This is a genomic window from Streptacidiphilus sp. PB12-B1b, assembly GCF_014084125.1.
Lineage (GTDB): Bacteria > Actinomycetota > Actinomycetes > Streptomycetales > Streptomycetaceae > Streptacidiphilus.
In genome coordinates, this window is sequence record NZ_CP048405.1 from 5,887,460 (window position 1) to 5,912,877 (window position 25,418).

The 25,418-nt window shown below is 75.5% G+C and carries 18 protein-coding genes and 1 riboswitch; of the genes, 12 read left to right on the forward strand and 6 right to left on the reverse strand.

From position 1 onward, the window contains the following. The first annotated feature begins 158 nt into the window (after positions 1–158). Complete coding sequence (locus tag GXW83_RS25455) at positions 159–1,181, forward strand: Lrp/AsnC family transcriptional regulator (protein WP_182445411.1); 1,023 nt, start codon at positions 159–161, stop codon at positions 1,179–1,181. Here GXW83_RS25455 and GXW83_RS25460 read toward each other — a convergent pair. From GXW83_RS25460 to GXW83_RS25485, 6 genes are all read right to left on the reverse strand, one after another. Beyond that, complete coding sequence (locus GXW83_RS25460) at positions 1,153–1,644, reverse strand: MarR family winged helix-turn-helix transcriptional regulator (RefSeq protein ID WP_182445412.1); 492 nt, start codon at positions 1,642–1,644, stop codon at positions 1,153–1,155. The genes GXW83_RS25455 and GXW83_RS25460 overlap by 29 nt on opposite strands. Positions 1,645–1,714: 70 nt before the next feature. Next, positions 1,715–2,365 (reverse strand): NAD(P)-dependent oxidoreductase, encoded by a 651-nt coding sequence (locus GXW83_RS25465; RefSeq protein ID WP_182445413.1) that lies wholly within the window; start codon positions 2,363–2,365, stop codon positions 1,715–1,717. A gap of 144 nt (positions 2,366–2,509) precedes the next feature. Then, positions 2,510–3,688 (reverse strand): amidohydrolase family protein, encoded by a 1,179-nt coding sequence (locus GXW83_RS25470; protein ID WP_182445414.1) that lies wholly within the window; start codon positions 3,686–3,688, stop codon positions 2,510–2,512. Next, the gene (locus tag GXW83_RS25475) at positions 3,688–5,055 is read right to left on the reverse strand and encodes a glutamine synthetase family protein (RefSeq protein ID WP_182445415.1); all 1,368 of its coding nucleotides are present in this window, start codon (positions 5,053–5,055) and stop codon (positions 3,688–3,690) included. Before GXW83_RS25475 ends, GXW83_RS25470 begins: the two co-directional genes overlap by 1 nt. A gap of 53 nt (positions 5,056–5,108) precedes the next feature. Continuing rightward, positions 5,109–6,515 (reverse strand): hypothetical protein, encoded by a 1,407-nt coding sequence (locus GXW83_RS25480; protein ID WP_225447243.1) that lies wholly within the window; start codon positions 6,513–6,515, stop codon positions 5,109–5,111. 165 nt (positions 6,516–6,680) lie between these two features. Further along, on the reverse strand, positions 6,681–7,865 hold the full coding sequence (locus GXW83_RS25485) for a S9 family peptidase (RefSeq protein WP_182445416.1): 1,185 nt from the start codon (positions 7,863–7,865) through the stop codon (positions 6,681–6,683). A 231-nt stretch (positions 7,866–8,096) separates the two neighbouring features. On the opposite strand from GXW83_RS25485, the gene GXW83_RS25490 reads away from it, so the two are divergent. The 11 genes from GXW83_RS25490 (at position 8,097) to GXW83_RS25540 (ending at position 25,392) form a co-directional block, all read left to right on the forward strand. Further along, a complete protein-coding gene (locus tag GXW83_RS25490) occupies positions 8,097–9,500 on the forward strand; it encodes an FAD-binding oxidoreductase (protein WP_182445417.1) in 1,404 nt (467 codons plus the stop codon). A 149-nt stretch (positions 9,501–9,649) separates the two neighbouring features. Continuing rightward, the gene (locus GXW83_RS25495; protein WP_182445418.1) at positions 9,650–10,000 is read left to right on the forward strand and encodes a hypothetical protein; all 351 of its coding nucleotides are present in this window, start codon (positions 9,650–9,652) and stop codon (positions 9,998–10,000) included. Positions 10,001–10,165: 165 nt separating this feature from the next. After that, positions 10,166–10,296: riboswitch (cobalamin riboswitch) on the forward strand. 114 nt (positions 10,297–10,410) lie between these two features. Then, positions 10,411–11,418 carry a cobalamin biosynthesis protein gene (locus GXW83_RS25500; protein WP_182447551.1) on the forward strand — a complete coding sequence of 336 codons (1,008 nt, stop codon included), beginning with the start codon at positions 10,411–10,413 and terminating at the stop codon, positions 11,416–11,418. Further along, the gene (locus GXW83_RS25505) at positions 11,415–12,911 is read left to right on the forward strand and encodes a cobyric acid synthase (RefSeq protein ID WP_182445419.1); all 1,497 of its coding nucleotides are present in this window, start codon (positions 11,415–11,417) and stop codon (positions 12,909–12,911) included. Before GXW83_RS25500 ends, GXW83_RS25505 begins: the two co-directional genes overlap by 4 nt. Positions 12,912–13,072: 161 nt before the next feature. Continuing rightward, positions 13,073–16,705: a cobaltochelatase subunit CobN gene (cobN, locus tag GXW83_RS25510; RefSeq protein WP_255431367.1), complete on the forward strand. Its 3,633-nt coding sequence runs from the start codon at positions 13,073–13,075 to the stop codon at positions 16,703–16,705. A 43-nt stretch (positions 16,706–16,748) separates the two neighbouring features. Beyond that, positions 16,749–18,821, forward strand: a complete 2,073-nt coding sequence (locus GXW83_RS25515) for a putative cobaltochelatase (RefSeq protein WP_182445421.1) — start codon at positions 16,749–16,751, stop codon at positions 18,819–18,821. A 2-nt stretch (positions 18,822–18,823) separates the two neighbouring features. After that, the gene (gene cobO, locus GXW83_RS25520) at positions 18,824–19,420 is read left to right on the forward strand and encodes a cob(I)yrinic acid a,c-diamide adenosyltransferase (RefSeq protein WP_182445422.1); all 597 of its coding nucleotides are present in this window, start codon (positions 18,824–18,826) and stop codon (positions 19,418–19,420) included. Further along, entirely contained in the window at positions 19,417–20,820 is a 1,404-nt protein-coding gene (locus GXW83_RS25525) for a cobyrinate a,c-diamide synthase (protein ID WP_182445423.1), read from the forward strand. Before cobO ends, GXW83_RS25525 begins: the two co-directional genes overlap by 4 nt. A 206-nt stretch (positions 20,821–21,026) precedes the next feature. Further along, positions 21,027–23,909, forward strand: a complete 2,883-nt coding sequence (locus tag GXW83_RS34460) for a glycosyltransferase family 2 protein (protein WP_225447245.1) — start codon at positions 21,027–21,029, stop codon at positions 23,907–23,909. Further along, positions 23,906–24,313, forward strand: coding sequence for a hypothetical protein (locus tag GXW83_RS25535; RefSeq protein WP_182445424.1), 408 nt, complete (start codon positions 23,906–23,908; stop codon positions 24,311–24,313). Before GXW83_RS34460 ends, GXW83_RS25535 begins: the two co-directional genes overlap by 4 nt. Continuing rightward, the gene (locus GXW83_RS25540) at positions 24,310–25,392 is read left to right on the forward strand and encodes a glycoside hydrolase family 26 protein (protein WP_182445425.1); all 1,083 of its coding nucleotides are present in this window, start codon (positions 24,310–24,312) and stop codon (positions 25,390–25,392) included. Before GXW83_RS25535 ends, GXW83_RS25540 begins: the two co-directional genes overlap by 4 nt. Positions 25,393–25,418: the final 26 nt, after the last annotated feature.

Consider the following 25,418-nt stretch of genomic DNA (forward strand, 5'->3'; position numbering starts at 1 on the left):
GCGGGGCTTCCTTCGTACGGTTCGGCGGCGACCGGAGGACCTGCTCCACGGTGAGCGTCCAGCTGCGGCCTACCCTCGGCATACTGCCCGCCCGGGCGGCTCCGGCCCCAGCCGGGAACCTGGATGCGGCGGATTCCGACATGGCCTAGCCTTGGATGATGCGATCCGACAGTTTCGACGAGTTGGACCGCCAACTGGTGAACGCCCTGCAGCTCGACCCGCGCATCCCCTTCAGCCGGCTGGCGTCGGTGCTCGGCGTCTCCGACCAGACGGTGGCCCGCCGCTACTCCCGGTTGCGGACCGAGGGGCTGATCAGGGTCCTCGGGCTGACCGATCCGGAGGTGCTGGGCGAGGACCGCTGGATGGTGCGGGTGCAGTGCACCCCGGACGCCGCCTCCGCCATCGCCGAGGCGCTGGCCCGGCGCGACGACACCACCTGGGTCAGCCTCAACTCGGGCGGCACCGAGATCAGCTGTGTGGCCCGGGCCGGAGTGGACCAGGAGGAGCACGCGCTGCTGCTGCAGCGGCTGCCGCGCACGCCCAGCGTGGTCGGGGTGACCGCGCACTGCGTGATGCACACCTTCTTCGGCGGTGCGATGAGCCTGGTCACCAAGTGGGACACGCTCGCCCCGGAGCAGGTCGCGCTGCTGACGCCGCCCCCGCCGAGCCGCGGCGCCGAGCGCCCGGTCCGACTGGACGAGGGCGACAAGCGGCTGCTGGCGGTGCTGGCCCAGGACGGCCGGGCGAGCCTCGGCGAGCTGGCGGCGGCCACCGGCTGGTCGCAGAGCACGGTGCGGCGGCGGATGGCCGAGCTGCACGACAGCGGGGCGCTCTACTTCGACATGGAGTTCGAACGCCGGATCTTCGACCTGACCGCCCGGGCGCTGCTCTGGCTGTCGGTCGCCCCGGCCGAGCTGGCCGCCACCGGTGAGGCGCTGGCCGAGCACCCGGAGGTGGCGTACGCCTGCGCGACCACCGGCGCCACCAATGTGCACGCGGTGGTGTTCGCGCCGGACACCACCTCCCTGTACACCTACCTGACCACCCGGATCGCCTCGCTTCCGGCGATCCGGCAGGTGGAGACCACGCCGATCATGCGCCAGGTGAAGGGCGCCAGCCCGCTCCCGGCCCGCCCGCTGCGGGCCGCGCGGCTCAGCCCAGCGGCGGCAGCACGTCGCTGACGTGCCGGCCCAGCTCGTCCAGGCCCTCCACCACGGCCGCCAGCCGCTCCGGCGCGAGGATGCCGAGGACGTGCCGGTCCAGCTCGTCCGCGTGCCGCCGGGCGGCCTCGACCAGCCGGGCCTCCCCGGCCGGGGTCAGCGTCACCACCTGCACCCGCTTGTCGCCGCTGGAGCGTTCGCGGGCGACCAGCCCGGCCTCGACCATCCGGTCGACCAGCCGGGTCGCGCCGCCGCTGGTCAGCACCAGCTGCCGGGACAGCTCGCCCATGGGGACGCCCCCGGGCCTGGCGCCGACCAGCAGCAGCACCTCGAACATGGGGTGGGACAGGCCGCTGGCACGCTCCATGGCGGCCCCCAGCAGCCGCTCCAGCCGGCTGGCGGTGGTCAGCACCACGCCCAGGGCCTGGATCCGGTCGTCGGCGACCGCGTCGGCGGCGCTGTCGATGCGCTGACGCTCTGCCATCCCCGCCCCCGGCCCTGCTTGCATGTCGGCCTCGCTACCCGCCGGTTGCCACGGTAGCCCAGCGCGGCCCTCAGTGGGCGACGGTGAAGCGGCGTCCGATGTGCCGGGGCGTCTCGATCTCGTCCACCAGCGCCACCGCGTAGTCCTCGACGCTGATGCGGCTGCGGCCCTCGTCGTCGGTGACCAGCTGCTCGGTCCCGGTGCGGTAGCTGCCGGTGCGGTCGCCGGGCTCGATGGTCGCGGCCGGGCTGAGCACGGTCCAGCGGACGTCCTCGACGCCGTTGTAGTAGTCCTGGGCGTCGCCGTGGGCGTGCATGATCTGCAGCAGCCCCTCGGGCAGGCCCGGGCTGTCCCAGACCCTGACGCCGGGGGCGGCCTCCAGGCTGCCCGCGCCGCCGACGGCGATCAGCCGGGGTGCGGCCGCGCCGAGCGTGCGCACCCCCTCGACCAGGGCCCGGGCGGCGGGCTCGATCAGCGCGGCGTGGCCCGGCCCGTCGCCCCCGCCGACGGCGCTGACCAGGACGTCCTGCCCCTGGGCGACCCGGGCGACGGCCGCCGGGTCGAGCGCGTCCCCGGCGGCGACGGTCAGGCCCTCGGCCCGCAGGGTGTAGCCGGACGGATCCCGGACGACGGCGGTGACCCGGTGGCCGCGCGACAGCGCCTCGCTGACGATGCCCCGGCCGATGGTTCCGCCTGCTCCGATGACGGCGATGCTGGCCATGACGGCTGCCCTTCTGTGGATGGTGGTGGCTGTACCGGTGATAATCCCTGACGCGTCAGATTTATTTCCGGGGCGCGCCGGGCCGCGCCGCAGCTTTGCGGAGCCGGGTCGGAGGGCGGGTCGGAGGCCGGGTCAGAAACCGGGTCAGAGGCCGTAGAGGCGGCGGGCGTTGCCCGAGGCCAGCATCGCGGCCAGCCGGTGCGCGTCGGCCGGGCCGCAGGCCCCCTCCCGGATCCAGTCGGCCAGCAGCGCGCCCAGGGCGTGCCGGAAGGCGGCGGCGCCGGTCAGGAACAGCTCGGGCAGGCCGAAGGCGTCGGTGGAGAACAGCACCTTGCCGAACGGCGCCAGCTCCAGGAACTCCCCCAGCACCCGGACCGCGCCCGGCCCGGTGTACGACAGGGTCAGCCCCAGGTCGCAGTGGACGTGCGGGAACGCCTGGGCCAGCCAGGCGGCCTGCCGGTGGTAGGGGTGGCCGTGCAGCAGCACCAGCGGGACGCCGCTCGGCTCGACCGCGCGGACGAACGGGGTGAGCAGCGAGGGATCGGCCCGGTGCAGGGTCAGGTCCGGGTCGCCGAAGCCGGTGTGCAGCTGGATCGGCAGGCCCAGGTCCACCGCCGTCCACAGCAGGTGCCGCAGCAGCACCGGGTGGTCCAGCCGGGCGGCCGGGGCGGCCAGCCACTCCCCGGCCGCCCGGGCCGTCTCGGCGGCGGACGGGCGGGCCGGGTCCAGCTCCAGACCGTGGCGGTAGGCGGCGACGGACTTGACCGCGATCGCGTCCCGCTCCCGGACGGTCGCGGCCAGGGCCTCGGCGACGTCCGCGCCGAAGCGGGCGGCGGTGGTGCCGCTGCCCCCGGCCGGGCCGCCGTCCGGGCCGCCGTCCGAGCCGCCGTCCGAGCTGCTGTGCAGCCGTTCGGCCACCTGCTCCAGCCGCACCACCTCGCGGACCCGGGCGCCGCCGGCCCGGGCCAACGCCGGGAGGTCCAGCAGCGGGGCCCCGGCCGCCTCGGTGAGTCCGGTGTCGACCAGGCAGGCGTCCAGCGCGGCGGCCCGCAGCAGCGCCCCGGTGGCCCGCTGCGGGCCCAGCTCGCGGCGGCGGGCCAGGTAGTCCGCCGCGGGGGCGTGCGGCTCCAGGCCGAGCGCCGGGGGGCACCAGCGGCGTACCGCCAGGCCCAGCGCGCTGTCCCAGGCGCTGGTGCCGGGCGGCTGCGGGCGGTCGGACTCGGTCAGCAGCGAGCCGAAGGCGTCGTCGGACAGGTCGGCGGCGGTGACGCTGTGGCAGTGGTGGTCCAGCAGCAGCAGCCCCGGCGGCAGCCGGAAGGCCATCAGTAGCGCCAGCGGGTGGCGGCGATCACGGCCTCGGGCGGCTGCCCGGCGAAGGCCGCGGCCTCCGCCCGGCGGACCGCCGCGACGGTGTCGTGCAGCACCTCGCCCAGGGCCTCCCGCAGCACCGCCGACGCCTCGAACGCCGCCAGCGCCTGCTCGGGGCCGGTCGGCAGCCGGGGGACGCCGTCGGCCGAGGCCGGATCGCCGCGCACCTCCGGCGGCAGCACCGCTCCGGCGTCCATCCCGGCCAGACCGGCCGCGATCACCCCGCCCACCGCCAGGTACGGATTGGCCGCCCCGTCGAAGCACTTGACCTCGGCGTTGGCGCTCTCCGGCCGGTCCGGCAGCCCCGGCACCAGCCGCAGCGCGGCCTCGCGGTTCTCCGGGCCCCAGCACTGGAAGGCCCCGGCCCAGTGCGAGGGCACCAGCCGCAGATGGCTGGACGGGCCGGGCGCGCCCAGCGCCAGCAGCGCGGGCAGCTCCGCCAGCACCCCGGCCAGGAACGCCTCGCCCTGCGCGGTCAGCCCGTGCCGTCCGGGGCCGCCGGTCAGCAGGTTCTGCGGCGCCGCGTCCGGCCCCGTGCGCCAGACGCTCAGGTGCAGGTGGGCGCCGCTGCCGACGCCGCCGGGGGCGAACGCCGGGGCGAACGAGGCGCGCAGGCCGTGCGCGGCGGAGACCGCCCGCAGGGTGTGCCGGACCAGGACGGCGGTGTCGGCCGCGCCGACCGGCCCCTCCGGCGCCACCGAGACCTCGAACTGGCCCTCGGCGTACTCCGGATGGATCTGCTGCACCGTCAGGCCCTGCTCCGCCAGGGCGGAGAGGATGTCCCGCAGGTAGTCGGAGAGGTCGGTCAGCCGGTTCATCCCGTAGGCCGGGCCGTCGGTGGGATAGCCGCCGTCCGGCCGCTGGACGATCCACTCGGTCTCGTAGGCGGCCCGCAGGGCCAGCCCCCGGGCGGCGGCCCGCTCGGCCATCCGCGCGGCGAACTGCCGCTGGCAGGCCGGGTGCGGCGTGCCGTCCTGCCGGTAGCGGTCGGCCGGGGCCCAGGCCCAGCCGGGCTGCGCGGCCAGGGCCACCGCCCGGCTGAGGTCGGGGAGGAGCCGCAGGTCGCCGTCGGGGCCGCCGAGCCAGCGGCCGGAGGTCATCGAGTCGTCCACCAGGAAGGTGTCGAACACCGGCGACATGCCGACGCCCTGGTCGGCGGCGTCGGCCAGCCGCGCCAGCGGGACCGCCTTGACCCGGCCGACCCCGGCGTTGTCCACCCAGCCCAGGGCGACGCCGACCACCCCCTCACCGCCGAGGCGGGCGGCGGTGACCCGGGGGTGCTCCTCGGACGGCTGTGCCGGGGGCTCGGGCGGCTGCGCCATGGGCTCAGGTCTCCTTCCGGGGCCGACGGTGGGCCGACGGTGCTCCGGGGCGGCTACGCGCCCCCGTCGTGGACGCTGAAGGCGCTGCGGCGGGCGGCTCGGGCGACGCCCGGGTCGGGGTGGGCCGAGGCGACCGCGGCCAGGACCTGCCCGGCGCGCGGGTGCCCGACCCGTCGGGCGAGCGCGAACAGCCGGCCCGGATCGCCGTCGGCCGCGCCCTGGACGTGCCGGACCAGCATCGCGGTGTCCCCGTGCTCCAGCACGGCGGCGCCGGTGTCCACCCAGAGCCAGGCGGCGTCGTCCTGGCCGAGGACGTCCGAGGGCAGGACGCCCTCGTCGGTCTGCTCGGCCAGCCACAGCAGCGCGTACGGGCGCAGCAGCGGCTCGTCCACGCAGTCTCGCACGGCGGGTTCGGCCGGGTGCCCAGCGACGCGCAGGGCCTCGAAGGCCAGGCCGCGCAGCAGGGCGTCCTCGCCGCGGGCCACGGCCAGCAGGTCGGCGACGGCGCGGTCGGTCTGCCGGGCGGCCAGCCAGGCCCGGTACTCGGCCCGGGCCGGGCCGGGCGAGTAGCGGGCGCAGGCGGTGAGCAGTTCCAGCGCGGACTGCTCGATGTGCCCGGCGGCGGTCTGGGCGACCATGCAGATCTCTTCGAGCTTGGCGCGGACCGCCCAGTGCCCGAGGGGGGTGAGCTCGGCGCAGCCGTCGGCTGCGTCGGCGCCGTCCGGGCCGGTGCACTCGGCGTGCCGGACCAGCGCGCCGACGGCGGCGAAGCCGTCCAGCATCCAGTCCAGGACGCCGGCGACCTCGGCCGGGCCGGGGGTGAGGGTGAGCGCCAGGGCGCTGTCGCCGCGCACGGCGGAGACCGCCCAGGCGGCGTGCGGGACGGGGGCGCCCAGGGCCGGATGCACCCCGCCGTGCCACTGCTCCTCCAGGCCGCGTCTCAACAGCTCCCGCAGCTCGGTGAGCGGAACCGGATCGTCCACCAGGTGCAGGAAGGAGAGCAGTTGCGGCGCGTGGTCGACGGCCAGGCCGGCCAGCGAGGTCAGCGCCCGGTCCGGGACGGGCACCAGCAGCGTCCAGGCGTCGAACAGGGCCGCCCAGCCGCGCAGGACGGCCTCGTCGTCGTGCTCCCAGGCGTGCAGCCGCCAGCCGGGGCCGGCGCCGCTGCCGCGCAGCTCGATCAGGCCGGTCAGCCGGGCGCGTTCCCACGCCTCGGCGGCGGCGGGCATGGTCAGGGCCAGCGCCCGCCCGGCGGCGTGGGCGTCCGCCTCGTGGAGGTCCCCGCGCCGGTCGACGCTGGGGAGTTCCCCGGCCCAGCGGGCGATCCGCACCGCGTCGGCGAGCAGCCGCCGGGCGAGCGGAGCGAGCTGGGCGGGTCCTGGCAGCCCGGCCGGTGGAGTGCGGCGGGCTTGGGTCGAAGGTCGGGGCGGGGCGCTGCTGCGTGGCTGCGTGGGAAGCACAGCCGTGGGCAGCCTGGTCACCTGAGCGGTGCCACCCACAGGTCGGGCATCACGGTCGCGCGAATTCCGGGACGTCACGCCGTGCAGTCTTCCCCGTGGACGGTGTAGTTGTCACATCCTCAGGTACACGGGCTTCCAACGTGTCCCGGAATGGTGACGGATGGGTCACAGGAGGGGGGTGAGGAACCTGCGCAGGGTCTCCTCGTAACCGGCCGGATCGGCGTTCCACAGGGCCGCGTGCTCAGCCCCGGGGAACTCCCGGTACAGCACCAGGTCCTCGCGGCTCGCGGCCAGCCTGCGGGCCGGTCCCGGGTCGGCGACGGTGTCGTCCGGGCTCTGCATCAGCAGCACCGGGGCATTCAGCCCGAGGCCCAGCGCGAGCCGGTCCGCGGCGGCGCCGTCCAGCCCGGCGCGGCCCTCGGCGGCGCGGGCCCCCAGGACGGCCAGGGCGTCCGGCACGCCGCGCCGGGCGGCCTGGCGGCGGGCGGCGCCGCGGACGTCCAGCACCGGGGAGTCCAGCACCACGCCGCGCACGCTGTCCCGCCACGGGGAGCGCTCCAGGAAGTGCAGCGCCGTGGTCGCGCCGATCGACCAGCCGTGGAGCAGGACCCGCCCGAAGCCGCCGGACAGGGCCAGCTGGACGGCCGCCTCCACGTCCCGCCACTCGGTCTCGCCGAAATGCGAGAGGCCGTCCGGCGAGCGCGGCGCGCCCTCGTCGTTGCGATAGGTCACGGCCAGCACCTGCACCTTGAGCCGGGTCAGCAGCGGCAGCAGCGGCAGCACCTGCTGTCGGTCCTCGCCGGGGCCGTGGACGGCCACCACGCACAGGTCGCGGGCGCCGGACAGGTACCAGGCGGGCATGGGCCCGAGCTCGCCGCGGACCAGGGGCTCGGTGAAGTCCAGCCCGAGCGCGGTGGACGGGTCGCCGACCAGCACCCGCGGGGTGATCCGGACGGCGGTGCCGTCGGGGGGCGCCGTGCCGCTCTCCAGCCGGCGGACGACGGTGCGGTCGGTGGTGCCGATCACCTCGCCGACCACGGCCCGGCCGGAGCGGCCGGAGCCCAGGCCGGCGGCGGGCACGGAGCCGGCGACGGGGCCGGTGCCGTCCGGACCGGAGCCGTCCGGGCCCCACTCCAGGGCGTAGCGGCCCGGGCGGAGCGTCTCCCCGCTGCGGGTCAGCTCGATCCGGCCGTCGGCGGAGGCCTGCACCCGCAGCCCACCGCCCCCGGCCGGAGGCGTCTCCCGGGGCCGGACCGAGAAATCGGAGGCCGCCCGGCTCGCCGCCAGCACCGCCGCACCGGCTCCGACGGCGGCTGCGGCGGCCACGGCTGCTGCCCTTCCCCAACGCATGTCGCTCCCCACGCTCGGCGGTGCCCGCTCGGTACTCCTCCCCGCCATCCCAGTGCCCATGCACGGCGCGCGCCAGCCGGGCGCGGCCATCCGGCGGACGCCCGGAACGCCCGTCCGTCCGACGCTGTGTCCCGTTTCCCGGCGGGAGGCTGACAGAGTGCGCATTGCCGCTGCTCGCGGCGGATGGGTACGGTCCGGAAAACCCACTCCTCGCGGAAGCAGGTCCTCCTGATGGGCACGTCCGCCATCGCCAACGGCGGTGTCTCGTTCTGGTACGCGGAGGCGGGCGTCCCCGCGCCGCGCACGCCCCTCGACGGCTCGGCCGAGGCCGACGTCTGCATCGTCGGCGGGGGCTACACCGGGCTGTGGACCGCGTACTACCTGAAGAAGGCCGATCCCGGGCTCCGGATCACCGTGCTGGAGCAGCGCTTCTGCGGCTACGGCGCGTCAGGCCGCAACGGCGGCTGGCTCTACAACGGCTTCGCCGGGCGCGGCGCCTTCGCCCGCCGGTACGGCAAGCCCGGCGCGGTGGCCATGCAGCAGGCGATGAACCGGTCCGTGGACGAGGTGATCGAGGTCTGCGCGGCCGAGGGCATCGAGGCCGACATCGTCAAGGGCGGCATGATGGAGGTCGCCTACACCCCGGCGCAGCTGGACCGGCTGCGCGGGTACGTCGCCACCGAGCACGCCTACGGCGAGACGGACCAGGTGCTGCTCGGCGCCGCCGAGGCAGCCGCGCGGATCAGCGTCGCCGGGACGCTGGGCGGCAGCTGGACGCCGCACGGGGCCCGGATCCAGCCGGCGAAGCTGGCCCGGGGGCTGGCCCGGGTGGTCCGGGCGCTGGGCGTGACCGTGCACGAGGGCACGGCGGTGCGGGAGATCCTGCCCGCCGCCGACGGCCGCCCGGCCCGGGCGGTGACCGCGACCGGGACCGTGTCGGCGCGGTACGTGCTGCGGGCCACCGAGGGCTTCACCTCGGCGCTGCGCGGCGAGCGGCGCTCCTGGCTGCCGATGAACTCGTCCATGGTGGTGACCGAGCCGCTGCCCCGGGAGTTCTGGGACTCGGTCGGCTGGGAGGGCCGGGAGACCCTCGGCGACATGGCGCACGCGTACATGTACGCCCAGCGCACCGCCGACGACCGGATCGCGCTGGGCGGGCGCGGGGTGCCGTACCGCTTCGGCTCGCGCACCGACAACGACGGGCGGACCGCACAGCAGACCGTCGACCAGCTGCGGGAGATCATGGTCCGCTTCTTCCCGGCCGCGCGGGACGTGCGGATCGCACACGCCTGGTCCGGGGTGCTCGGGGTGCCGCGCGACTGGTGCTCCACCGTCGAGCTGGACCGGGCCTCCGGCCTGGGCTGGGCCGGGGGCTACGTCGGCAGCGGCGTCACCACCACCAACCTGGCCGCCCGGACCCTGCGCGACCTGGTGCTGCGCGAGGACGGCAGCGAGCTGACCGGCCTGCCGTGGGTGGGCCACCAGGTCCGCCGCTGGGAGCCGGAGCCGCTGCGCTGGATCGGCGTGCACGGCATGTACGCCGCCTACCACGCCGCCGACCGGCAGGAACGCGGCGGCCGGACCACCACCTCGCCGATCGCCCGATTGGCGGACGTGGTCTCCGGGCGGCACTGACACGGTCACCGACAGGCATTGCTGACACGCGTCACTGACAGGCAGTGACCGGGCGTGGGCGCTCCGAGATGCGGAAACGCCCGCCGGAGCGGACGCTGGACTCCGGGGGGTTCCACCGGACCGCAGCACTCAACGACCTTGGGGTGCCCATGTCTGTCCTTGCCTGGCTGCTCATCGCCCCGCTGGGGCTGCTTCTGATCCTCGGCCTCGCCTGGTTCGAGGACACCGTCCTGCGCCCGCCGGCCAGCCCGGCGGACCAGGTGCTGCAACGCCAGACGGAGACAGTCGCGCCCGCGCGGCGCGGCCGGGCCACCGGTCGGTCCAACCCCGTCGCCCAGATCTCCCAGGCCGCCAAGGCCGCGCAGGCGGCCCAGGCCGGAAAGGTCGCCCAGGTCGCCCAGGTCGCCCAGGGCACGGCGGAGCTGCTCAGCCTGGTCAGGCTGCAGCCTCGGCGCACCGCCGAGCGGCCGGGCGCGGGCGGCCGCGACAGCGCCGCCTGAGCCGCCCGACGCGAGGACGCCGAGCCCGTGCCGCACCCGGCGCGGGCTCGGCGTCCTCGCGTCCGGCCGGGGGGGCGGGCGCCGGGTGTGAGAAGAGTCGCCGGGCCGTGTGTTGACGGTCGGTCCGGCAGCGTGGTGGGATCATTGCGCCAAACGGAGGCATGCAGAGGAAGCCGGTGCGAATCCGGCGCGGTCCCGCCACTGTCACCGGGGAGCGCTTTCGAACGACGGCCACGGCAGTGCGGTACCGCTGCGGGAAGGCCCGGAAGCGCGTCGATCCGGAAGCCAGGAGACTCTCGCCCCCGGTACGTCGATCCAGGGCGCGGACCCTGAGTGAGGACATCCCACGCCATGCGCGTCCCCTGCCTGCCACCCCCGCACGCCGCCCCCACCGTCCCGCAGCCGCTCCGCTGACCGCCGTGCGCAGCGCACCGGCCCTGGGCGTCGCGGCGGGATACGCCGCCGACGCCGCCTTCGGCGACCCCCGGCGCGGGCACCCGGTGGCCGGGTTCGGCCGGGCGGCCGGGGCGCTGGAGCGACGGCTGTGGCGTGACCACCGGGCGGTCGGCGCGGCCTTCACCGCCCTGTGCGTCGGGACGGTCGCGGCCGGGGCGATCGCCGCCGAGCGCGCGGTGCGCGGGCCCTCGGGCGGCGGCTCCTCCGTCCGTTCCCCGGGCCTGGCGTCGGCGGGCCGGATGCTGCTGGCCGGGGCGGCGACCTGGACCGTGCTCGGCGGCGCGTCGCTGGTCCGCGAGGCGCGGACGATCGGCGGCTCGCTGCACGCCGGGGACCTGCCCGCCGCCCGCGCGCGGCTGCCGTACCTGTGCGGGCGCGACCCGCGCGGGCTGACGGAGCAGCAGATCGCCCGCGCGGTGGTGGAGTCCGTCGCCGAGAACACCGCCGACGCCGTGGTCAACGCCCTGGTCTGGGGCGCGCTGGCGGGCACGCCGGGGCTGCTGGCCTTCCGGGCGGTGAACACCCTGGACGCCATGGTCGGCCACCGCTCGCCGCGCTACCTGCGCTTCGGCTGGGCCTCGGCCCGGCTGGACGACGTCGCGGGCTGGCCCGGCGCCCGGCTGACCGCGCTGCTGACCGTCGCCGCCGCCGGTCCCGGGCGGCGCGCGGAGACCTGGCGGGTCTGGCGGCGCGACGCCTCGGCCCACCCCAGCCCCAACGCCGGCCAGGCCGAGGCGGCCTTCGCGGGCGCACTCGGCGTCCGCCTCGGCGGGACGCTGGCGTACGGGACCAGGACCGAGCACCGGCCGGTGCTGGCGGCCGAGTGCCGTCCGGTGGCGGTCGGCGACATCGAACGGGCGTGCGTGCTGTCGCGCCGGGTGGGGCTGCTGGCCGTCGGCGCGGCGGTCGCGGCGGTCCTGCTCCGGGAACGCCTCGGCGGACGTGGGAGGGAACGGCGTTGACGGGTGCACTGCTGGTCGCGGGGACGACCTCGGACGCGGGCAAGAGCGTGGTCACCGCGGGCATCTGCCGTTGGCTGGCCCGCACCGGCGTCTCGGTCGCGCCGTTCAAGGCGCAGAACATGTCGCTCAACTCCTTCGTCACCGCCGACGGCGCGGAGATCGGCCGGGCCCAGGCCATGCAGGCGGCGGCCGCCGGGATCGAGCCGGAGGCGGCGATGAACCCGGTGCTGCTCAAGCCCGGCTCGGACAGCCGCAGCCAGGTCGTGGTGCTGGGCCGCCCGGTGGCCGAGGTCGGCGCGCTCGACTACCACCAGCGCAAGCCCGCGCTGCTGCGGATCGCCCTGGACTGCCTGGCCGACCTGCGCCGCCGCCACGACGTGGTGGTGTGCGAGGGCGCGGGCTCCCCCGCCGAGATCAACCTGCGCGACCGCGACCTGGCCAACATGGGCCTGGCCACCGCCGCCGGACTGCCGGTGGTGGTCGTCGGCGACATCGACCGGGGCGGGGTGTTCGCCTCCATGTACGGGACGCTGGCGCTGCTGTCGGCGGAGGACCAGCGGCACATCGGCGGCTGGATCGTCAACAAGTTCCGCGGCGACGTCCGGCTGCTCCAGCCCGGCCTGGACATGCTGCTGAAGCTGACCGGGCGCCCCACCGTCGGCGTACTGCCGATGCTGCAGGGCCTGTGGCTGGACGCCGAGGACTCGCTCGACCTGGCCGGGCTGGTCGACCGGGCCCCGAGCGGCCCCGCCCACGGCGCGGAGGTGCTGCGGGTGTCGGTGGTGCGGCTGCCCCGGCTGTCCAACTTCACCGACGTCGACGCCCTGGCCCAGGAGCCCGGCGTCCTGGTCCGCTGGGCCACCCGGCCGGAGGAGCTGGCCGACGCCGACCTGGTGGTCCTGCCCGGCAGCCGCGCCACCGTCGCCGACCTGGCCTGGCTGCGCGAGCGCGGCCTGGACGCGGCCCTGGCCCGGCGGGCCGCGCAGGGACAGCCGCTGCTCGGCGTCTGCGGCGGCTACCAGATGCTGGCGCGCGAGGTCGTGGACGAGGTCGAGTCCCGGGCCGGGGCCGTCCCCGGACTCGGACTGCTCCCGGTGCGAGTGGAGTTCGCCCGGGAGAAGACCCTGGCCCGCCCGGTCGGCGAGGCGTACGGGCAGACCGTCGCCGGGTACGAGATCCACCACGGGGTGGCCACCGTGGAGGGCGGCGAGCCGTTCCTCGACGGCTGCCGCACCGGCGCGGTCTGGGGCACCACCTGGCACGGCGCGCTGGAGAACGACGGCTTCCGCCGGGCCTTCCTGCGGGAGGTCGCCCAGCTGGCCGGGCGCGCTTTCACCCCCGCGCCGGACACCTGCTTCGCCGCCGCCCGCGAGGACCGGCTGGACCGGCTCGCGGACCTGATCGAGGAGCACGCCGACACGGCGGCGCTGCTGCGGCTGATCGAGGGCGGCGTGCCGACCGGGCTGCCGTTCGTACCGCCGGGCGCACCGTGACCGCCCCGCCTCGCACACCCCCGCCCTCTTCACCCGCTTCACCACCGACGCCGTCCTCACCATCCTCACCACCGACAGGGGAGACCACCGTGGCCACGCAGGCCGAGCAGGACCAGCCGACCCGGCCGTCGGGAGCGCCGCACACCGCGACGGTCCTGCTGCTGTCCACCGCCGACACCGACCTGCTGGCGGCCCGCGCCGCCGGTGCGGACTACCGCATCGGCAACCCCACCCGGCTGGACACCGGCGCGGAGCTGCGCGCGCTGCTCGACGGCGCGGACGTCGTCGTCGTCCGGCTGCTCGGCGGCCGCCGCGCCTGGGAGGACGGGCTGGCAGTGATCGCCGCCTCCGGCGTGCCGACTGTGCTGCTGGGCGGCGAGGCCGTGCCCGACGCCGAGCTGATGGGCATGAGCTCGGTGCCCGCGGGCGTCGTCGCCGAGGCGCTGGCGTACCTGGTCGAGGGCGGCCCGGCCAACCTCGGCGAGCTGGCCCGGTTCCTCTCCGACACGGTGCTGCTCACCGGCGAGGGCTTCGCCGCGCCCCAGCCGATGCCGCAGTACGGCGTCAGCGGGCAGCGCGGGTTCACCGACGGCCGCCCCACGGTCGGAGTGCTCTTCTACCGGGCGCACGAACTCTCCGGCAACACCGCGTTCGTGGAGACCCTCTGCGACGCGGTCGAGGCCCGCGGCGGCAACGCGCTGCCGGTCTTCTGCGGTTCGCTCCGAGGGGCGGACGCCGGGCTGTACCAGCTGCTGGGGCGGTGCGACGCGGTGGTCGCCACCGTCCTCGCCTCCGGCGGCACGGTGGCCGCCGACGCCTCCGCCGGTGGCGCGGAGGAGAGTTGGGACACCGGCGCGCTGGCCGAGCTGGACATCCCGGTGATCCAGGGCCTGTGCCTGACCACCGGACGAGCCGCCTGGGAGGCCTCCGACGCGGCCCTCTCCCCCATGGACGCGGCCATGCAGGTGGCCATCCCCGAGTTCGACGGCCGGATCATCACCGTGCCCTTCTCCTTCAAGGAGCTGGGCGAGGACGGCATCCCCGGCTATGTCGCCGATCCGGAGCGGGCCGCCCGGGTCGCCGGGATCGCCCTGCGGCACGCCGCGCTGCGGCACAAGCCCAACGCCGAGAAGAAGATCGCGGTCGTCTTCACCGCCTACCCCACCAAGCACTCCCGGGTGGGCAACGCGGTCGGGCTGGACACCCCGGCCTCCGCCGTGCAACTCCTGGACGCCCTGCGGGGGGCGGGCTACGGCGTCAGCGACTACCCCTCCGGCGGGGACGAACTGATCCACCGTCTGATCGCGGCCGGCGGCCACGACGTGGAGTGGCTGACCGAGGAGCAGCTGCGGGCCGCCCCGGCGCGGGTGCCGCTCGCCGACTACCAGGGCTGGTTCGACTCCCTGGAAGGGGAGTTGCGCGAGGGCATCCGCAGCCACTGGGGGGACGCCCCGGGCAGCCTGTACGTGGACGGCGACGAGATCGTGCTGGCCTCGCTGGAGTTCGGCAATGTGGTGCTGATGATCCAGCCGCCGCGCGGCTTCGGCGAGAACCCCATCGCCATCTACCACGACCCGGACCTGCCGCCCTCGCACCACTACCTGGCCGCCTACCGCTGGCTGGAGCAGTCCTGGGGCGCGGACGCCGTCATCCACCTGGGCAAGCACGGCACCATGGAGTGGCTGCCCGGCAAGGGCCTGGGCCTGTCGGCGGGGTGCGCCCCGGACGCGGTGCTGGGCGAGCTGCCGCTGGTCTACCCGTTCATCGTGAACGACCCCGGCGAGGGCACCCAGGCCAAGCGGCGCGGCCACGCCACCGTGGTGGACCACCTCGTCCCGCCGATGGCCCGCGCCGACACCTACGGCGACCTGGCCAAGCTGGAGCAGCTGCTGGACGAGTACGCCCTGGTCAAGGACCTGGACCCGGCCAAGGCCCCGGCCGTGCGGGCGCAGATCTGGACCCTGGTGAAGGCCGCCGAGCTGCACCACGACCTGCATGTGGACGACCAGCCGGACGAGGACGCGTTCGACGAGTTCGTCATGCACATCGACGGCTACCTGTGCGAGATCAAGGACGTGCAGATCCGCGACGGGCTGCACATCCTCGGCGGCGGCCCGGTCGGCGAGGCGCGGGTCAACCTGGTGCTGGCAGTGCTGCGCTCGGCGCAGGTGTGGGGCGGCCAGGCGGACGCCCTGCCGGGCCTGCGGGCCAGCCTGGCACGGGAGTTCGGACTGTCGGAGAAGGCCCTGCTGGCCGAGCCGGGGGCGCCGGTGACGGTCCCCGCCGAGCTGACCGGGCTGGTCGCCGGGCCGTCGCGGACCGGCTCGGACGCGGTGGACCTGCTGGAGCAGCTGTGCCGCCGACTGGCGGAGGGGATGGAGGCGGCCGGCTGGACGACGGCCGCCGCCGGGAAACTGGTCACTGAAGTGACTGGACGTCAGATCCCGGACGCGGTAGCGGTGCTGGAGTTCGCCGCGACCGAGGTCGTGCCCCGACTGGAGCGCACCACCGACGAACTGACGCACGTGCTGCGGGCGTTGCGCGGCGGGTACGTCCCGGCCGGCCCCTCGGGATCGCCCACCCGCGGCCTGGTCAACGTCCTGCCGACCGGGCGCAACTTCTACTCGGTCGACCCCAAGGCCATTCCCTCGCGGCTGTCCTGGGAGGTCGGCCAGGCCCTGGCGGACTCGCTGGTCGCCCGCTACCTGGCCGACAACGGCGGCTACCCGCGCTCGGTGGGGCTCACCGTGTGGGGCACCTCCTGCATGCGCACCCAGGGCGACGACATCGCGGAGATCCTGGCGTTGCTCGGCTGCCGCCCGGTGTGGGACGACGCCTCCCGCCGGGTCACCGGCTTCGAGATCGTCCCGGCCGCCGAACTGGGCCGCCCGCGCGTGGATGTGACGGTCCGTATCTCCGGCTTCTTCCGCGACGCCTTCCCGCATGTGGTGGCGCTGCTGGACGACGCGGTGCAGGCCGTGGCCGCGCTGGACGAGCCGGAGGAGGCCAATTACGTCCGGGCGCACGTGGAGCAGGACACCGCCGAGCACGGCGACCGCCGCCGGGCCACCGCCCGGATCTTCGGTTCCAAGCCCGGCGCGTACGGCGCGGGCCTGCTGCCGCTGATCGACGCCCGCAACTGGCGCTCCGACGCCGACCTGGCCGAGGTGTACGCGGTGTGGGGCGGCTACGCCTACGGTCGCGGCCTGGACGGCCGCGCCGCCCGGGGCGACATGGAGCAGGCGTTCCGGCGGATCTCGGTGGCGGCGAAGAACGTCGACACCCGGGAGCACGACCTGGTCGACGCGGATGACTACTTCCAGTACCACGGCGGCATGGTGGCCATGGTCCGGCACCTGACCGGCGCCTCGCCCGAGGCGTACGTCGGCGACAGCGCCACCCCGGACCAGGTGCGGACCCGCACCCTGGGCGAGGAGACGCACCGGGTGTTCCGGGCCCGGGTGGTCAACCCGCGCTGGATGGCCGCGATGCGCCGGCACGGCTACAAGGGCGCGTTCGAGATGGCCGCCACCGTCGACTACCTGTTCGGCTACGACGCCACGGCCGGGGTGGTGGACGACTGGATGTACGAGAAGCTGGCGACCGAGTACGTCTTCGACGCCGACAACCAGGAGTTCATGCGGCAGTCCAACCCGTGGGCGCTGCGCGGCATCACCGAGCGGCTGCTGGAGGCGGCCGACCGCTCGCTGTGGGCCGAGCCGGACCAGGCCACCCTGGACCGGCTGCGCGCGGTCTACCTGGAGCTCGAAGGCGATCTGGAGGGCGGCGAATGAGCGGGCGACCGACCCCCACCCGTACCGGCCGAGGAGGCGCACGATGAGCAACCGCTATCCCTTCACCGCCGTCGTCGGCATGGACGACCTGCGGCTCGCGCTGCTGATCAACGCCGTCTCCCCGGCCGTCGGCGGGGTGCTGGTGCGCGGCGAGAAGGGCACCGCCAAGTCCACCGCCGTCCGCGCCCTGGCCGGGCTGCTGCCGCCGCTCGCGGTGGTCGACGGCTGCCGGTTCGCCTGCGACCCGGCCGCGCCCGACCCGCAGTGCCCGGACGGCCCGCACGAACCCGCGAGCGGCGCCTCCGGGCCCGGCGGCGTGCGGCCGACCCGGCTGGTGGAGCTGCCGGTCGGGGTCTCCGAGGACCGGATCGTCGGCTCGCTGGACCTGGAGCGGGCGCTGGCCGAGGGCGTGAAGGCGTACGAGCCGGGGCTGCTCGCCGCAGCCCACCGGGGCGTGCTCTACATCGACGAGGTCAACCTGCTCGGCGACCACCTGGTCGACCTGCTGCTGGACGCCGCCGCGATGGGCCGCTCCTACGTCGAGCGCGAGGGCGTGTCGGTGCGGCACGCGGCCCGCTTCCTGCTGGTCGGGACGATGAACCCGGAGGAGGGCGAGCTGCGGCCGCAGCTGCTCGACCGGTTCGGGCTGACCGTGGAGATCGCCGCGACCCGCGAGCCCGAGCAGCGCGCCGAGGTGGTGCGGCGGCGGCTGGCTTACGACGCCGACCCGGAGGGCTTCGCCGCCCGCTGGGCCGAGGAGGAGCGCGCGCTTGCCCAGCGCATCGTGGTCGCACAGGAGTTGCTGCCGCAGGTGGTGCTCGGCGATGTGGCGCTGCGTCAGATCACGGCCACCTGCGCCGCGTTCGAGGTGGACGGGCTGCGCGCGGACATCGTGATGGCGCGCACCGCGGTCGCGCTGGCGGCCTGGGCGGGCCGGACGACGGTGCTGGCCGAGGACGTCCGCACCGCGGCCAAGCTGGCGCTGCCGCACCGGCGCCGGCGCAACCCCTTCGACGCACCGGGGTTGGACGAGGAGAAGCTGGAGCAGGCCCTGGAGCAGTCGGCCGGCCAGGACCCGGACGACACCGACCCGGACACCGACCCGGACGGCCCGCCCGACGGCGGCGGCCCCCAGGGCGGCCCGGACAGCGGCGGCCCGCAGGACGGCCGCCAGGACGGCTCCGGCCCGGACGCACCCGCCGATCCGGGCAGCAGCAAGGAAACTGACGCCACGTCGGAGAAGAAGCAGCCCGGCAACGGCAGCAGCGGCGACGCCCCGGCCGCACCGGCCGCCGAGCCCTACCGCACCCGGCTGTACCAGGTGCCCGGCACCGGCGAGGGCGCGGCCGGCCGCCGCTCGCGGGCCCGCACCGACGCGGGCGGCCACACCATCCGGGCCGCCCGCCCCACCGGCGCGCTGCAACGGCTGCACCTGGTGGCCACGCTCACCGCCGCCGCCCCGCACCAGCTGGCCCGCGGGCGCGACGGCCGAGCGCTGCGGCTGCGCCGGGACGACTTCCGGGAGCAGGTGCGCGAGGGCCGGGAGTCCAACCTGGTGCTGTTCGTGGTGGACGCCTCCGGGTCGATGGCGGCGCGGCAGCGGATGTCCGCCGTCAAGGGCGCGGTGCTGTCGCTGCTGATGGACGCCTACCAGCGGCGCGACAAGATCGGCCTGATCACCTTCCGCGGCGCCGAGGCCACCCTGGCGCTGCCGCCGACCTCCTCGGTGGAGGTCGGCGCGGCCCGGCTGGAGCAGCTGCCCACCGGCGGCCGTACGCCGCTGGCGGCCGGTCTGCTGCGCGCCCACGAGACGCTGCGGCTGGAGCGGCTGCGCGATCCGCGCCGCCGCGCGCTGCTGGTGGTGGTCACCGACGGCCGGGCCACCGGCCGCCCGCAGGCGGGCGGCAGTGCGCTGGCGGACGCCCGGCGGGCGGCACAGCTGCTGGCCGCGCAGGGCACCGCGGCGATCGTGGTGGACTGCGAGAGCGGTCCGGTGCGGCTCGGCCTGGCCGCCGAACTGGCCGGGCACCTCGGCGGAACGGCGGTCCGGCTGGACGAGCTGGCCGCCGACAGCGTCACCCGACTCGTACAGACCATCCGGAAGGAGGCGGCGTAGCCATGCCGCAGGGACAGCCGACCACCGTACCCGAGGACGGACTGACGACCCGTCAGCGCCGTACCCTGCCCATCCTGGCCGTGCACACCGGTCCGGGGAAGGGCAAGTCGACGGCCGCCTTCGGGCTGGCCCTGCGGGCCTGGAACCAGGGCTGGCCGATCGGGGTGTTCCAGTTCGTCAAGTCCGCCAAGTGGAAGGTCGGCGAGGAGAACGCGCTGCGGGTGCTGGGCGCCAGCGGCGAGGGCGGCCCGGTGGCCTGGCACAAGATGGGCGAGGGCTGGTCCTGGGTGCAGCGCACCATCGCCGACAGCGAGGAGGCCGCCCGCGAGGGCTGGGAGCAGGTCAAGCGCGACCTCGCGGCGGAGACCTACCGGCTGTACGTGCTGGACGAGTTCACCTATCCGCTGCACTGGGGCTGGATCGACACCGCCGAGGTGCTGGCCGTGCTGCGGGACCGCCCGGGCAACCAGCACGTCGTCATCACCGGCCGCAACGCGCCGCAGGCGCTGCTGGACGAGGCGGACCTGGTGACCGAGATGACCAAGGTCAAGCACCCGATGGACGCCGGCCGCAAGGGCCAGCGCGGCATCGAGTGGTGACGGCCGGGGCCGTGCCCAGGATCGTCCTGGCCGCGCCCGCCTCCGGCAGCGGGAAGACGACCGTCGCCACCGGGCTGATGGCCGCGCTGACCGGGCGCGGGCTGCGGGTGTCGCCGCACAAGGTGGGGCCGGACTACATCGACCCCGGCTACCACGCGCTGGCCGCCGGGCGGCCGGGGCGCAACCTGGACGCGTTCCTCGCCGGGCCCGAACGGCTGGCGCCGCTGCTGCTGCACGGCTCGGCCGGGGCGGACGTGGCCGTGGTCGAGGGCGTGATGGGGATGTTCGACGGCGCGGCCGGGCGGGGCGAGTTCGCCTCGACCGCGCACGTGGCCAAGGTGCTGCGGGCGCCGGTGGTGCTGGTGGTGGACGCCTCCTCGCAGAGCCGCTCGGTGGCGGCGCTGGTGCACGGCTTCGCCTCCTGGGATCCGCAGGTGCGGCTGGGCGGGGTGATCCTCAACCGGGTGGCCTCGGACCGGCATGAGCAACTGCTGCGCGAGGCGCTGGAGGAGGGCGGCGGCGTACCGGTGCTGGGAGCGGTGCGGCGCAGCGCCGAGGCGGCCACCCCCAGCCGCCATCTGGGCCTGGTCCCGGCGGCGGAGCGGGACGCCGAGGCGGTGCGGGCGGTGCGGGACATGGGCGCCCTGGTGGGGGCGGGCGTGGATCTGGACGCGGTGCTGGCCCTGGCCCGCTCCGCGCCGCCGCTGCCGGACCGGCCGTGGAGCGCGGAGGCGGAGATCGCCGCGCTGGGCGGGCCGGTGCCGGGCCGCCCGGTGGTGGCGCTGGCGGCGGGCGCGGCCTTCTCCTTCTCGTACGCGGAGAACGCCGAGCTGCTGGCGGCGGCCGGCGCCGAGGTGGCGCCGTTCGACCCGCTGCGGGACGAGCGGCTGCCCGAGGGGGCGCGCGGCCTGGTGATCGGCGGCGGCTTCCCCGAGGTGTACGCGGCGCAGCTGTCGGCCAATGCGCCGCTGCGCGCCGAGGTGGCGGCGCTGGCCGCCTCCGGCGCGCCGCTGGCGGCCGAGTGCGCCGGGCTGCTGTACCTGGGGCGGTCGCTGGACGGGCAGCCGATGTGCGGGGTGCTGGCGGCGGACTCCCGGATGAGCGGGCGGCTGACGCTGGGCTACCGCGAGGCGGTGGCGCTGTCGGACAGTCCGCTGGCCGCCGCCGGAACCCGGGTGCACGGCCACGAGTTCCACCGGACGGTCTGCGAGCCGTCGGCGGGGGCGGCCCCGGCCTGGGGCTGGCGTGCGGCGGACGGGCCGCGCACCGAGGGCTTCACCGGCGCCTCGGTGCACGCCTCCTACCTGCACCTGCACTGGTCGGGCGCGCCGGAGCTGCCGCTGCGCCTGGTCCGGCACGCCGCCGCGAGCGCCAACTCTGCTCGCCGCCAAGGGGGATGAGCCGGACCCCGGGCCGGGGGCGCTGACCGGCCGCGTCCGGTCCGGCTGCGGGTTCGCTGGGAATTCGGTGCGCGTCCCTGGTTTACCCATACGATGCACCACCACTATTGCGAGTGGACCAGGTACGCGTGCCCATCCCGCTCCGTATGCTGTGCTGCGGGGGGGTGGGTTGCCATGCCTATGGGGGGAAACACATAGTGCAAGAGATGATGTCCGAGACGCCCGGGCGCGCGGTCGACCAGTCCGGACCCGACGACCCCACGGGCCGGCTGACGCTGACGGTCGTGGTGTGCGCCTACACGCTCGACCGGTGGGACGACATCGTCCAGTCCGTCCAGTCGCTGCGCGACCAGCAGCGCCTCCCGGACCAGATCGTGCTGGTCACCGACCACAACGAGGAGTTGCTGGAACGGGCCGGCCGGGCCTTCCCGGACGTGGAGGTGATCCCCAGCACCGAGCGGCAGGGCCTCTCCGGCGCGCGCAACACCGGGATCGCCGCCGCCCGCGGGGACGTCGTGGCGTTCCTGGACGACGACGCCGCCGCCGCGCCGGACTGGGCCGGGAAGATCCTGGCCGGCTACCGGGATCCGAAGGTGATCGGCGTCGGCGGCTGGATAGAGCCGCAGTGGGAGGCCGGGCGCCCCACCTGGTTCCCCGCCGAGTTCGACTGGGTCGTCGGCTGCACCTACACCGGGCTGCCGCAGACTCCGGCTCCGATAAGGAACATGATCGGCGCCAACATGTCGCTGCGCCGGGAGGTCTTCGGCGCCGTCGGCGGCTTCAGCCACGACCTCGGCCGCACCGGCACGCTGCCGCTCGGCTGCGAGGAGACCGAGCTGTGCATCCGCGCCGGACGCCACTACCAGGACGGCGTGATCCTCTACCTGCCCGACGCCGTCGTCCGCCACCACGTCGGGGCGGCCCGCGGCACCTGGCGCTACTTCCTGGACCGCTGCCTGAAGGAGGGCCTCTCCAAGGCCGCGGTCAGCCGGATGACCGGCCCGCAGCTCGCCCTCGCCTCCGAGCGCGCCTACCTGCGCAGCACCATCCCGCGCGCGGTCGGCCGGGCGCTGCGCCCCGGCGCGGACCGCTACCCGCCGTCGATCCTGCCCGCGCTGGTGCTCGGGGTGGTGCTGACCGCGCTGGGCTACCTCGCCGGACGCTCCCGGCAGCTGCTCCAGCCCACCGCCGACCACGACGGCGCGGCCGCCGGGGACGACCCCGACGCGGCCGTCCGACCGGGGCGCACCGCCGTCGGACTGCTGGCGCCGCTGGTCGGCGCGATCGGCCTGTGGGCCTGGTCCCTCCGCCACGTGGACGTCAGCCACCTGGGCGGCTTCGGGCTGCCCGCGCAACTGCCCTGGAGCTACTGGGTCTCGCTGGTGCTGCTGCTGCTCGGCTTCGTCGGCGCGCTGCGCAGGCGCGGCCGGCACCCGGTGTGGCCCGCCGCGTACACCGTGGCGCTGCTGGTGGTGCAGCGCGCCACCTCGGCGCTGGTCTACCACACCCTGCTGTACGCCTGGACCTGGAAGCACATCGACATCATCGACCGGCTGCTCGCCAACGGCGGCCACCTGAACCTCAGCAACCAGCTGGGCGCGATGGCCCCGTACGACCAGTGGGCCGGCTTCTTCGCCGCCAACACCGCGCTGATCCGGCTGCTCGGCCTGAACACCGCGCTGTCGTACGCCGCCTGGGCGCCGTTCGCCTCCAGCCTGCTGCTGATCGCCCCGCTGTACCTGATCTTCCGCTGCTTCAGCCGGGACCAACGGCTGGTGTGGACCGCGGTGTGGGTGTTCTTCCTGGGCAACTGGGTCGGCCAGGACTACTTCTCCCCGCAGGCGTTCGGCTTCTTCCTGTACCTGGGCGTGCTCGCGGTGGTCTTCCGCAAGCTGGCCCGCCCCAGCCCGCCCGGGCTGCTCTCGGCGCTGGACGCGGGCTACCCGCTCGGGGTGCAGCCGGCCCAGCCGCTGGACCGCCGCAGCCGGCGGCTGTGGATCCTGCTGCTGGTGCCGATCATGGTCACCATCGCCGCCGCGCACCAGCTCACCCCGGTGATGCTGGCCGTGGGCCTGGCCGCCATCTGCCTCACCCGGCGCTACCGCAACCTGTGGCTGGCCGCCATCGCCTGCGCCATCCCGGCGCTGTGGGACTTCACCTCCGCGCTGGACTTCTTCAAGCTGCAACTCCCGTCCATGGAGCAGACCTTCGGCAACCTGCTGGCCAACTCCCAGGCCGGCGCCGGGACGACGCCCACCGGGCCGGGCCCGGTCACCGTCTCCTACCTGGACCGGGGGCTGTCCGGCGTCGTCGGCCTGCTCGCTGTGGTCGGGCTGCTGCGGCACCCGCCGCTGCGCCGCGCCGGGCTGCCGCTGCTGCTGCTCGGGGTGTCGCCGATACCGATGGCCGTGGCCAACAACTACGGCGGCGAGATGATCTTCCGGGTGTTCATGTTCGCCCTGCCCGGGCTGTCCTTCTTCGCCGCCGCCGCGCTCCAGCCCAGCCCGCCCAACGGCCGCACCACCTCCTGGGGGCGGCAGGTGACCTTCGCCCCGGTGCAGCGGCTGCGCACCGCCGCGCTGGGCGTGGGCGTGCTCGGGGCGCTGATGGCCGCCTTCTACCCCAGCTACTACGGCAAGGACGCGGTCAACTACTTCCCCCCCGGCGAGATCCAGCTGGTGGACCGGCTCTACGCGATCGCGCCGCCCGGCTCGCAGATCATCGCGGCCACGCCCAACTTCCCCGACGCCTACCGCAACTACGACAAGTACACGCTGTGGTGGCTCTCCGACAACGACCTGGCCGGGACCGACGAGCTGCTGGCGGACCCGGCCGGCTTCCTCACCGGGCAGAAACAGACCGGCTGGATCCACCAGCAGAACCCGCGCGCCTACTCCTACGTGATCTTCACCCGGGCCCAGTTCGCCGACGTCGCCATGGACGGCCTGCTGCCCGCCGGATCGATCCAGCGGATCGAGAGGTCCCTGGACGGCTCCTCCCGCTTCAAGGTGATCCTGCAGAACGCCGACGGAATCGTCTACCAGGTCCTGCCGCCCGACGACGGCACCTCCGCAGGGAGCGCCCCATGACCGTGCTCGCCCGACTCCCGCTGGCCGCCACCGGCTGGTTCACCCTGCTGGTCACCACCCTGATCGCGGACGCCGCGCCGCTGCGGATCGCCGTGGTCTCGGTCTTCCTGCTGCTGGGGCCGGGCGCGGCACTGCTGCGCCCGCTGCGGCCCGCCCTGCGCCCGGCCGCGCCCGCCTCCGGCGCCACCGCCCCGTACAGCCTGGAGCGGCCCGAGCCGCACACCGGCGAGGCCACGCAGAACCTGCTGCTGCTGGTGATGCTGAGCCTGTCCGCGCTGGTACTGGCCTCCACCGCGCTGATGCTGGCCGGGGCCTTCAGCGGGGGCGCCACCCTGGTCGTGCTGGCCGCCGTCACCAGCGTCGCGGCCCTGTGCCCGGCGCTCCCGGGGCCGGTCCGGGGATGACCGGGGCCGGGCACCGGCTGAGGGAGTTACTGCCGGCGGCGCGCCGCCGGACACTGACCGCGATCGGGGCCGGGCTGGTGCTGCTGCTCGGGCTGCTGCTGTTCGTCCCGCTGCCGGGCGCGGTGCACGCCCGGGGCCGGGCCGCCGACCCCTGCGCCGCCGACGCGCTGCTGGTGCCGCCGTGCGGCGCGTGGTGGGGCGCCTACGTGCCGACCGGCCCGGACGGGCTGGTGGCCTCGGTCGACTCGCTGGAGCAGCGGACAGGCCGCCGACTGGACCTCGTCTACACCTACCACGACATGGGCGGCGGCACCGACGGGCAGCTGCTGGACCCGGCCGAGCAACAGCTGGGCCGGGACCACCTGCTGATGCTCTCCTGGGAGTCCGACGTCTGGTCGGACGACGACGGCGGCAGCGCCTCCACCCCGCTGGGCTGGGCGAAGATCGCCGCCGGGGACTACGACGCCACCGTGATCGACCCGCAGGCCGAGCGGGTCAAGGCGTACGGCCGGACCGTGCTGATCGCCCTCGACCAGGAGATGGACTCGCGCACCCCGGCCGACGGCAGCCCCGCCGACTTCGTCGCCGCCTACCGGCACGTGGTGGACCGGTTCCGGCAGCTGGGCGCGGACAATGTCCGCTGGGTGTGGACGATCACCGGCTACATGGCGCACACCCGGCTGTTCAGCGCCATGTACCCGGGCGACGGCTACGTCGACTGGATCGGCTACGACCAGTACAACTACTACGGCTGCAAGCGCGATCCGCACTGGCTGTCCTTCGCCCAGGCCGAGCTGCCCGCCTACACCTGGCTGCGCGCCCACATCTCCGCCACCAAGCCGCTGATGCTGGCCGAGTACAGCACCGCCGTGGACGCGGCCGACCCGGCCGCGCAGCAGCAGTGGTACCAGCAGGTGCCCGGGGTGCTGCAACGGCAGCTGCCGGGGGTGAAGGCGGTGGTGCAGTGGGACTCCTCGGTGCCCGGCCCCGACTGCGACCTGTCGCTGGACACCCCGCCCGCGCTGGCCGGCTTCGCCGAGGCCGGCCGCAGCAGCTACCTGCGGCAACCACTGCCCTGACCACTCGATGCCGACCGGACGACCGC

Bases quoted from the DNA above. Each gene is read 5' to 3' on its own strand.
- GXW83_RS25455 (WP_182445411.1), top strand. From the start codon at position 159: ATGCGATCCGACAGTTTCGACGAGTTGGACCGCCAACTGGTGAACGCC.
- GXW83_RS25460 (WP_182445412.1), bottom strand. From the start codon at position 1,644: ATGGCAGAGCGTCAGCGCATCGACAGCGCCGCCGACGCGGTCGCCGAC.
- GXW83_RS25465 (WP_182445413.1), bottom strand. From the start codon at position 2,365: ATGGCCAGCATCGCCGTCATCGGAGCAGGCGGAACCATCGGCCGGGGC.
- GXW83_RS25470 (WP_182445414.1), bottom strand. From the start codon at position 3,688: ATGGCCTTCCGGCTGCCGCCGGGGCTGCTGCTGCTGGACCACCACTGC.
- GXW83_RS25475 (WP_182445415.1), bottom strand. From the start codon at position 5,055: ATGGCGCAGCCGCCCGAGCCCCCGGCACAGCCGTCCGAGGAGCACCCC.
- GXW83_RS25485 (WP_182445416.1), bottom strand. From the start codon at position 7,865: ATGCGTTGGGGAAGGGCAGCAGCCGTGGCCGCCGCAGCCGCCGTCGGA.
- GXW83_RS25490 (WP_182445417.1), top strand. From the start codon at position 8,097: ATGGGCACGTCCGCCATCGCCAACGGCGGTGTCTCGTTCTGGTACGCG.
- GXW83_RS25495 (WP_182445418.1), top strand. From the start codon at position 9,650: ATGTCTGTCCTTGCCTGGCTGCTCATCGCCCCGCTGGGGCTGCTTCTG.
- GXW83_RS25515 (WP_182445421.1), top strand. From the start codon at position 16,749: ATGAGCAACCGCTATCCCTTCACCGCCGTCGTCGGCATGGACGACCTG.
- cobO (WP_182445422.1), top strand. From the start codon at position 18,824: ATGCCGCAGGGACAGCCGACCACCGTACCCGAGGACGGACTGACGACC.
- GXW83_RS34460 (WP_225447245.1), top strand. From the start codon at position 21,027: ATGATGTCCGAGACGCCCGGGCGCGCGGTCGACCAGTCCGGACCCGAC.
- GXW83_RS25535 (WP_182445424.1), top strand. From the start codon at position 23,906: ATGACCGTGCTCGCCCGACTCCCGCTGGCCGCCACCGGCTGGTTCACC.
- GXW83_RS25540 (WP_182445425.1), top strand. From the start codon at position 24,310: ATGACCGGGGCCGGGCACCGGCTGAGGGAGTTACTGCCGGCGGCGCGC.